Origin of the sequence: Acidithiobacillus albertensis (assembly GCF_001931655.1) — a bacterium.
Classification (GTDB): Bacteria; Pseudomonadota; Gammaproteobacteria; order Acidithiobacillales; family Acidithiobacillaceae; genus Acidithiobacillus; species Acidithiobacillus thiooxidans.
The window spans coordinates 2,359,654-2,367,306 of the sequence record NZ_MOAD01000001.1; the positions used below are offsets into that span (position 1 = coordinate 2,359,654).

Below are 7,653 nucleotides of genomic sequence, written 5' to 3' on the forward strand. Positions count from 1 at the left end.
CAGGCGAGGAACAACGGAGCAAAAAGCACCCACGGCAACTGCCGTTTTTAGGATGAAGGCATTCACCGTGTCAGGCTTAAAAAAATCTCCGGCAATCTTTCCGGCAACGATTCAACCCGATCAATAATGCTGAATCGATTACCAAAAATTTTTCGTACGTATTCGTCTGCATGTGGATCAAGGCTGATGCAATGGCAAAAAATGCCCTTCTCCTCCAGCTCCAGAACGGCGCGACGGGTATCTGCCAGCAGGTAATCCGGATCATCCACATCGATGTCGGCCGGTTGCCCATCGGTCAGGATCAGCAGCAGGCGCTTGTCGGCAGATTGACCGGACAGATAGTGTCCGGCGTGACGCAAGGCCGCACCCATGCGCGTAGAATAGGCGGCACGGAGCGCTGCGAGCCGTGCGTAGACTGCATCCTGCCAAGGTTCAGAAAATCCCTTGATATGCCAGTAGCGCAACTCATGACGGGTGTTGGAATAAAAGCCGGAAATGGCAAAGGGGTCACCCAAGCGGTCAATCGCCCAGGCTAGCAGTGTAACGGCCTCCTGGGCCAGAGAAAGGATGGTGGTTCCCGAGCCTGTACCCGCCACCGGATCATTCAGAGATTCAGAAAGATCCAGCAGCAGACTCACCGAAAGGTTCCTTCGGGCGTGGCGGAAACTTTCGTTGATGCGGGGATCGACATTCTGTCGGCAGCGATAATCTACCCAGGAACGTAGCGCCCAGTCCAGATCCAGGTCAGATCCTTCTTCCTGACGGCGCAGGCGTTCGCGATCCTGCGGTTTCAGCATATCCAGCAACCGTTCAAGACGCTTGGCCAAAGCAGCGTGTTTCTGCAATATCTGCAGGATATCGCTGGCAGAACCTTGGGGATGCAGATGCTCGTAGAGACTGACCCAATCCGGTAGGTAATGTTGCGATCGGTAATCCCACTCGGGATAGTGCCGGACCAGCGTCAATTCGTTTTCCGATACCGCTTCGGCCCGGCTGCTTTCTTCCTCGCTTTCCTGATCGCCATCAATGAACTGCCAGAGGTGGCGGTTGTCATCCCGGTAGGACACTTCCGTATCGGTAAAATAAATCTTGGCAAAACTGTCACTCGGCAGGCGTGTCTGAATGAGATATTCCAGGGCGAGTTCCGCAATGCTGTGGGTGCTGCCCGGTCCGTTGAGCATTTGCTCGTGAAAGCGCTGCACAAATTGCCGGAGGACGGGGTTCTGGTAACCATGCTCAGGATCGAGAACGGCTCGGGAAAACAGGGTCAGACGATGACGTATGCAGGATTCCTGCCCGGAATCGCAGGCATCTTCCTCGGGATGGGGATGCAATTGCAGCATAAGCGTCCGAAGCCCGGGGAAACGCCGCAAAATCAGGGTGTCCACGCGCGCATCTTCAAAATATTCGATGTACAAGCGCTGAAAGGGACTCCAGTTATCGGCAAGGAGCGCCTGACTGTAGCGGCGATGAGCGGCAAGATGGGCGAGGGCCAGACGGTATTGATCCAGGCCCGATATACCCTCCCGATCATGGTACAGGTCCGGCAGATGCATACCCAGGGAATCCAGGTAAGGCTGGGGCCGACGCAGATGATCAAAAGCTTCCGAATACGGGACCAGCATGGCGGGTTCATCCCAGAGGGCCCGCAAATACAGGTCCATCTCACGCTCGTGGCTGCGCAGCAGGGTCCCATCGCGCTGCTCCTGAAAAATGGCCCGACTGTCTGCACTTTGCAGGGCAAAATAATCCGCCTGACGTTCGGGGTTACTGGCATAATAGCGCAACCCGTATTCTGCCCAGGTCTGCAGTCCCTCCAGATTCACTTTTTGCAGGAGTTCGGCCGCCAGGCGAATGAATTCAGGCAAAGCGCGGCTGGGTAGAATGGCGTGGCGGCCATGGATGGAGGTGCTGCTGCGCTCGGCAATATCCGTCAACAAATCGAGATAGTCGCGAAGCAGCGTCCGGTTGGGCAAAGCCCGGGTAACGGCGGGAAGCGTCTGGAAAAACAATCCGATAACATCGCCATTGGGCGAACGCTGAATTTTCGCCACCCACTGCAAAACCGGATCAATACAGTCGTGACCGACAGCAGCGGCCACTTCCGGCCAGCCTTCCAGAAAGGCCATCACTGGCTCGGCACCCCGCCCCAATTTGCACAAAAAGCGGGCAGCATCTACATAAGCGAACAATTCCTGCTCCTGCCACTGCGCAGCGGCAACCGTGAGGCAGTCCGCAAAAACCGCCTGTACTGAACTAAAAGCACAGTCCAGATGACGCCGCCAGTAGTCCTCGTCGGGCGGAATCGCTGACCCGGTTTCTGCGTCAGTTGAAGGTGGCATCAATGGCATGCTCCAGCGTGCTGCGGATGTCCTCGTCATCCGTAATCGGGTCCATCAGCGCCATCCGGCAGGCGCGTGTTGCGGGCACCCCATCGGCAATGAGCGATGCCGCATAAACCAGCAAGCGTGTCGATATCCCTTCATCCATGCCATGTCCTTTCAAATTGCGAGAGCTTTTGGCCAGGGCAACCAGTTGTTCCGCAGTCTGTTCAGGAATACCCACTTCACGGACCAGGATTTCTGTTTCCACCTTTGTTTCCGGATAATCAAAGCGAAAAGCGGCGAAACGCTGCTTGGTGGACTGTTTGAGGTCCTTCATCAAGGACTGATATCCCGGATTGTAGGAAATCACCAGCTGGAAATCGGCGTGCGCCTGAATCAGTTCCCCTTTTTTGTCCAGCGGGAGCTGGCGACGATGGTCAGTCAGGGGGTGGATGACCACGGTACTATCCTGTCGGGCTTCGACAATTTCATCCAGATAGCAGATGGCACCATAGCGAGCCGCCACCGTGAGCGGACCATCCTGCCAGCGGGTACCCTCTGCATCCAGGAGCCAGCGGCCCACCAGATCTGCAGCGGTCATATCTTCATTGCAAGCCACCGTGATCAGGGGCTTGCCCAGTTTCCAGGCCATGTATTCGACGAATCGGGATTTGCCGCAGCCCGTGGGGCCTTTGATCATGACCGGCAAACGCCGGGCATAGGCAGCGGTAAACAGGGCAATCTCATCCCCTTGCGGATGATAATAAGGTTCCTTGTTGACCATGTAATCGTATACCGGATTACCAGGATTCATGTGCAGATCTCCATTCCAGCGGTAGCTGGAATCACGCAAAAAGAAAACAGGCCGAAATCTGCAAACGGCGAGATTTCGGCCTACGGCATTGGGTGATGACTCACCGCTACAACAATACCTTATCGATGCGCACCGATTTTATCCCGCCAACCCGGGTAAAGTTGATCCGCATCTTGCGGGAAGGACGCAAAAGCACCCGCAAACTCCTTGTGCTCCTTGGCCCATTCAATGGGATCCGCCTTGGCTTTCCAGCATTCATAGGCCTGGCGCAGGGAGATGGCTCCGGCCGCCGGGCTGTCAATGTGACCATAAGCACCACCGCCGGCAGTATTGATCACATTACCGTGGCCCAGATTTTCGAAAAATCCGGGCAGGCGCAGTGCGTTCATGCCACCAGAAATGATCGGTGTAGTGGGTTTCATGCCATACCACTTCTGGTAGTACACCGGACCCTGACACTCATCGCGTTCAATCATGTAGGCGATGTTGCGATCGTCATTTTCGCCTTCCATTTTGCCGTAACCCATGGTACCGACGTGGATGCCGGATGCCCCCTGCAGACGGGAAATTTTAGCCAGCACGAAAGCAGTGTATCCGCGCAGGGCTGAGGGTGAGGTGATCATGCCATGTCCGGCCCGGTGATAATGGAGATATTGGCCGGGATATTGGCGGCGTGCCGTCGTGATCATGCCGGGACCACCGACAAAACCGTCCACGAGGAAGGCCACTTTGTCAGCGTCCGGACCAAAAATACCGAGAATATAGTCAGCACGGGCACACATTTCATAATGATCATCGGCCGTGATATTGGCGGAAAAAAGCTTGGGCTGCCCGGTCTTGTCCATGGCACGCTTCATCGCATCGGCAACCAGCGGAATGGTTTTTTTCAAGGGAGAAAACACCTGATTTCCCTGAGGCTCATCGTTCTTGATGAAATCACCGCCCAACCAGAACTGATAAGCGGCTTCCGCAAAGGGTTCTGGCCGCAGGCCAAGTTTCGGCTTGATGATGGTGCCGGCAATATAGCCGCCATCTTTGATGGGCCGACCCAGAATCCGCCATAAATCAGAAATATCCCTGGCAGGACCATCAAACAGTTGTATTGCCCGAGGGGGGAAAAAGATATCGATCATTTTGGCATGCGCAATATCCCCCATGCCCTGGTTATTACCGATAGCCAGCGTGAGAAAGGACACAATCATCATGCGCCCGTCGAGAATGTTGCGGTCAAACAGATCCATAGGATAGGCAATACGCATATCCTCGGTGGCTTCGTCAATGTGATAAACCAGAGCATCCACGCCCTTGGTGAAATCATCTGTAGTCGATACTTCCACATTGGTTCCGGTTGAGGATTCCGCCGCAAAGTGCGCGGCTGATGCAAGATAGCCATATCCTGCTTTGGGTTTCATTTTGTAGGCAACCAGTATGTGCTTGCCACCGGCGATCAGATCTTCTTCGCGCAAAGAGAGATCGGCATAACGTGAGGACTGGTCCATGCTCCGTTCCTTAAATTGATTGAGAAGTCAACAGACTGTACACTACAAAAATCATTATAAAAAACGATTAATTCATATGCGTATAATAGATAAAATATATTATTAAGGCCGCAGCCCCTGCACTTAAGGAGATCCATTCATGAGAAACCTGACCCTGCGCCAACTGGAGATTCTGGGCATGTTAGAAGCGACTGGATCCTACACGAAAGCCGCCAACCAGTTGCATCTCACTCAATCAGCGGTGTATCTGCAGGTACGCAAACTCGAACAGGAAATTGGTTTGCCCGTGACCGAACAGGTCGGCAAAAAAGTCTACCTGACCGATGCCGGAGCACAGGTTCTCCGTTCTGGCGCACTAATCGGTACAGAACTGGAAAACCTGAAACGCTCTCTGGAGCATTTACGGGATATAGAAGACGGACTCCTCCGCATTTCCGTGACCTCCACCGCCAATGCTTTTGCCGTGGAATTGCTTTCCCGATTTTTGAATAAACATCCCCGGGTCAAAATCCATTTAAACATTGCCAACCGCAAAGACGTCCTCGCAGGACTCGAACGTAATGACGTAGACATGGCCATCATGGGCGAGCCGTCTCCGGCGCTGGACCTGGTTGCCCTGCCCTTTCATCGTAACTATCTGATTCTGGTTGCTTCGTCCAATCATCCCATGGCTTGGCAAAAAAACATTCCGCAAGCTGAAATTGTTAAGGAACCCTTTGTGTTACGGGAGCCTGGATCGGGAACGCGGGAGACCGTATTGCGCTATTTTTCCGAACAGGGATTGCACATCAAGGAAGGGGTGATCATGGACAGTAATGAATCCATCAAACAGGCGGTGACCGTTGGTATGGGGATTGGTTTTCTGGCGCGCCACAGTGTCGTGGTAAAAATAGCGGCTGGTTATCTGCGCGAACTTTCCGTGGAGGGGTTTCCCTTGCAAAGAGCCTGGCATCTGGTGCACCGCAAAGGCAAGCATCTGGCCCCTGCACCGCAGGCATTTAAAGAGTTTTTACTGCAGCATCAATATGTCAGAACCATCGATGAGCAGGGACAAATTATCAACTGATTGTGGCTGGTGATGCTGGCCGTGCTGCTCTGATGCCATCACAACACGTATAGCAGACTCAATTTTTGGATCAGTTTGTGGGCCGTACTATTCAGGGAAACATCATGCAATGCACTCATCCTCCGCGCTCTTTCGAATATTTTCCTGGCTAGTCGTGGAAATTGATCCCCCTTGTATGCAAAGAGAATCTTGTTGCCGGATTTTTCCGCATCCACAACAATGACCTGATCATCAAAGCTGGTCTGAATACGACTGATATAGGCATCCATCCGCGCATCACTATTGAGCAAATTGACCACCAGTACACCGTAATTGCGCAGGTTGGCATAGCAATGGTCATAGAAGCTAGTAGTACATAATTCTTCGGCTTGGCCATTACGATTGAAGCCGTCTAGCAAAAGAACATCATTGGTTTTTGGATTTTCTCTGACATATTCGGCACCGTCAGCGCAGAGCACCTGAAAACCGGGGCCATCCGGCGGAATGTGAAAGCGGTCACGCAATGCAATCACCTCCGGATTGATTTCCACCGCCGTAAACTGCGCGTCGGGAAGATGACGCCGGCAATATTTGGCAAGTGACCCGCCCCCCAGACCAATCATGGCGATATGTTTGGGTTTAGGATGAAACAGCAAAAATCCCATCATGGTTCGGGTATAGCCGAGGACGAGACAATCCGGATCGCTCTTATGCATCATGCTTTGCGTTGCCGAATAGTCGAATCCTAGCGATACCAGCCGATAATCTTCCTGGACGATAGGTTCGTTCTGATGACCAGCCTCTGTTTCTTTGTCCGAAGGAGATCGGGATGGTACAGGGTAGTTCATGGAGCGATGATGAGATGCGCTTGCTGATCAGTAGGCATGTTTTCGGTTCTAGCGCTTGCTGGCAACATGAATCTGCGAGCGTAGCCATTCTTCAATAATGCGATCCCTGGTCTGGAGCGTACGCAAACCATCGCGAATGACTTCACTTTCACTGGCATACTCACCGGAAGCGACCTTGTCCTTGATGAAACGAACCATTTCCAGAGGTAAGGTAATACTCATCTGCTGCGTGGATCGCATGGTCAGGGGCCTCTTCCTGCTGGTATTGAGTAGGATATAATCCTACCATGTACTCACCGTTTTGCGTACCCCGGATGAGGAAACAGGAAACCGATGTCCGAATCAGCACAAAAATTTTTTTGGTGGGAAGGCGATGTTCTGGTTGTCAATATTTTGGGGAAACCCAATGCCTCCCGCGATGTCATTGGCAAACCCAAGGGTAACCAACTCAAAGTCAGCGTCACCGCAAAACCCCAGGATGGTCGCGCCACCGATCATATGCTGCGCTTTTTGGCCCGGGAGTTTGATGTTCCCCCTTCTTCCATCGAAGTCGTATTTGGGCGAATGAATGTGAACAAACAGCTCAGAATACCTTGCCCTAAACATTTACCCGCAGTTTTTCAGATTCAGACTTCCCTGTTGGAATAATTATGGCATATGCTCTGAACCTATCTCATCGTTCGTTGCTTATCCCATGATCGTCCTGGTTGCCCGCCCTTGAAACCATTAGGATATTATGTAATGAAAAAGCTTCCATAAATCTCATCTGTGTAGTTATTTTTTAAGTTTTGCTGCTTCTTGCTGGTGTAACCGGGGCTGAACTCCGATTGCCACATACAGAATACGCATTCTCGCCTTGGAGAAGACATCTATGCGTGCTATGTCACGATTTGAAGAAAACAAAACGAATATCCTGAGTGGAATAGTCGTCGCTTTGGCATTAGTTCCTAAAGCCATTGCCTTTGCTTTTGTCGCCTGTCAAACAGCGTTTAAAAATGACCAGGTAACAGCGTATATTTTTGACCAGTTTTAGAGGGGGTGGCTGCGACGTTTTTTGAACCGGTAAGAATCGTTTCCGGTCTCCAGAATATCGCAGTGGTGGGTCAGTCGATCGAGAAGCGCC

9 protein-coding genes are annotated in these 7,653 nt (G+C 52.4%); 3 read left to right on the top strand and 6 right to left on the bottom strand.

Annotated elements, in window-relative coordinates:
* Window positions 1-62: 62 nt before the first annotated feature.
* The 3 genes from BLW97_RS12200 to BLW97_RS12210 all read right to left on the bottom strand — a co-directional run bounded on the left by BLW97_RS12200 (window position 63) and on the right by BLW97_RS12210 (window position 4,637).
* On the bottom strand, window positions 63-2,342 hold the full coding sequence (locus BLW97_RS12200) for a nitric oxide reductase activation protein NorD (protein WP_075323288.1): 2,280 nt from the start codon (window positions 2,340-2,342) through the stop codon (window positions 63-65).
* Window positions 2,326-3,138 (bottom strand): CbbQ/NirQ/NorQ/GpvN family protein, encoded by an 813-nt coding sequence (locus BLW97_RS12205; protein ID WP_010637027.1) that lies wholly within the window; start codon window positions 3,136-3,138, stop codon window positions 2,326-2,328. The genes BLW97_RS12200 and BLW97_RS12205 overlap by 17 nt, the downstream gene beginning before the upstream one ends.
* Before the next feature lie 119 nt (window positions 3,139-3,257).
* Entirely contained in the window at window positions 3,258-4,637 is a 1,380-nt protein-coding gene (locus tag BLW97_RS12210) for a ribulose-bisphosphate carboxylase (RefSeq protein WP_075323289.1), read from the bottom strand.
* A 139-nt stretch (window positions 4,638-4,776) separates the two neighbouring features.
* On the opposite strand from BLW97_RS12210, the gene BLW97_RS12215 reads away from it, so the two are divergent.
* A complete protein-coding gene (locus tag BLW97_RS12215) occupies window positions 4,777-5,703 on the top strand; it encodes a LysR family transcriptional regulator (protein WP_010637024.1) in 927 nt (308 codons plus the stop codon).
* A gap of 38 nt (window positions 5,704-5,741) precedes the next feature.
* Here the strand turns inward: BLW97_RS12215 and BLW97_RS12220 are convergent, their stop codons facing one another.
* Both BLW97_RS12220 and BLW97_RS12225 read right to left on the bottom strand, forming a co-directional pair.
* The gene (locus BLW97_RS12220; protein ID WP_024892932.1) at window positions 5,742-6,530 is read right to left on the bottom strand and encodes a spermine/spermidine synthase domain-containing protein; all 789 of its coding nucleotides are present in this window, start codon (window positions 6,528-6,530) and stop codon (window positions 5,742-5,744) included.
* 48 nt (window positions 6,531-6,578) lie between these two features.
* Entirely contained in the window at window positions 6,579-6,770 is a 192-nt protein-coding gene (locus BLW97_RS12225) for a type II toxin-antitoxin system ParD family antitoxin (RefSeq protein WP_010637020.1), read from the bottom strand.
* Window positions 6,771-6,863: 93 nt separating this feature from the next.
* Between BLW97_RS12225 and BLW97_RS12230 the strand changes: the two genes are divergently transcribed.
* Both BLW97_RS12230 and BLW97_RS20050 read left to right on the top strand, forming a co-directional pair.
* Window positions 6,864-7,178 carry a DUF167 domain-containing protein gene (locus tag BLW97_RS12230; RefSeq protein ID WP_010637019.1) on the top strand — a complete coding sequence of 105 codons (315 nt, stop codon included), beginning with the start codon at window positions 6,864-6,866 and terminating at the stop codon, window positions 7,176-7,178.
* Window positions 7,179-7,401: 223 nt separating this feature from the next.
* Window positions 7,402-7,563: a hypothetical protein gene (locus BLW97_RS20050; protein ID WP_242947803.1), complete on the top strand. Its 162-nt coding sequence runs from the start codon at window positions 7,402-7,404 to the stop codon at window positions 7,561-7,563.
* On the opposite strand, the gene BLW97_RS19110 is transcribed toward BLW97_RS20050, so the two are convergent.
* The coding region (locus BLW97_RS19110) for an ATP-binding protein (protein WP_242947823.1) at window positions 7,560-7,653 on the bottom strand (94 nt) is incomplete at its 5' end. The genes BLW97_RS20050 and BLW97_RS19110 overlap by 4 nt on opposite strands.

Coding starts and splice junctions, on each gene's coding strand:
- BLW97_RS12225 (WP_010637020.1), bottom strand. CDS start 6,770: ATGCGATCCACGCAGCAGATGAGTATTACCTTACCTCTGGAAATGGTT.
- BLW97_RS12200 (WP_075323288.1), bottom strand. CDS start 2,342: ATGCCACCTTCAACTGACGCAGAAACCGGGTCAGCGATTCCGCCCGAC.
- BLW97_RS12205 (WP_010637027.1), bottom strand. CDS start 3,138: ATGAATCCTGGTAATCCGGTATACGATTACATGGTCAACAAGGAACCT.
- BLW97_RS12230 (WP_010637019.1), top strand. CDS start 6,864: ATGTCCGAATCAGCACAAAAATTTTTTTGGTGGGAAGGCGATGTTCTG.
- BLW97_RS12210 (WP_075323289.1), bottom strand. CDS start 4,637: ATGGACCAGTCCTCACGTTATGCCGATCTCTCTTTGCGCGAAGAAGAT.
- BLW97_RS12220 (WP_024892932.1), bottom strand. CDS start 6,530: ATGAACTACCCTGTACCATCCCGATCTCCTTCGGACAAAGAAACAGAG.
- BLW97_RS12215 (WP_010637024.1), top strand. CDS start 4,777: ATGAGAAACCTGACCCTGCGCCAACTGGAGATTCTGGGCATGTTAGAA.
- BLW97_RS20050 (WP_242947803.1), top strand. CDS start 7,402: ATGCGTGCTATGTCACGATTTGAAGAAAACAAAACGAATATCCTGAGT.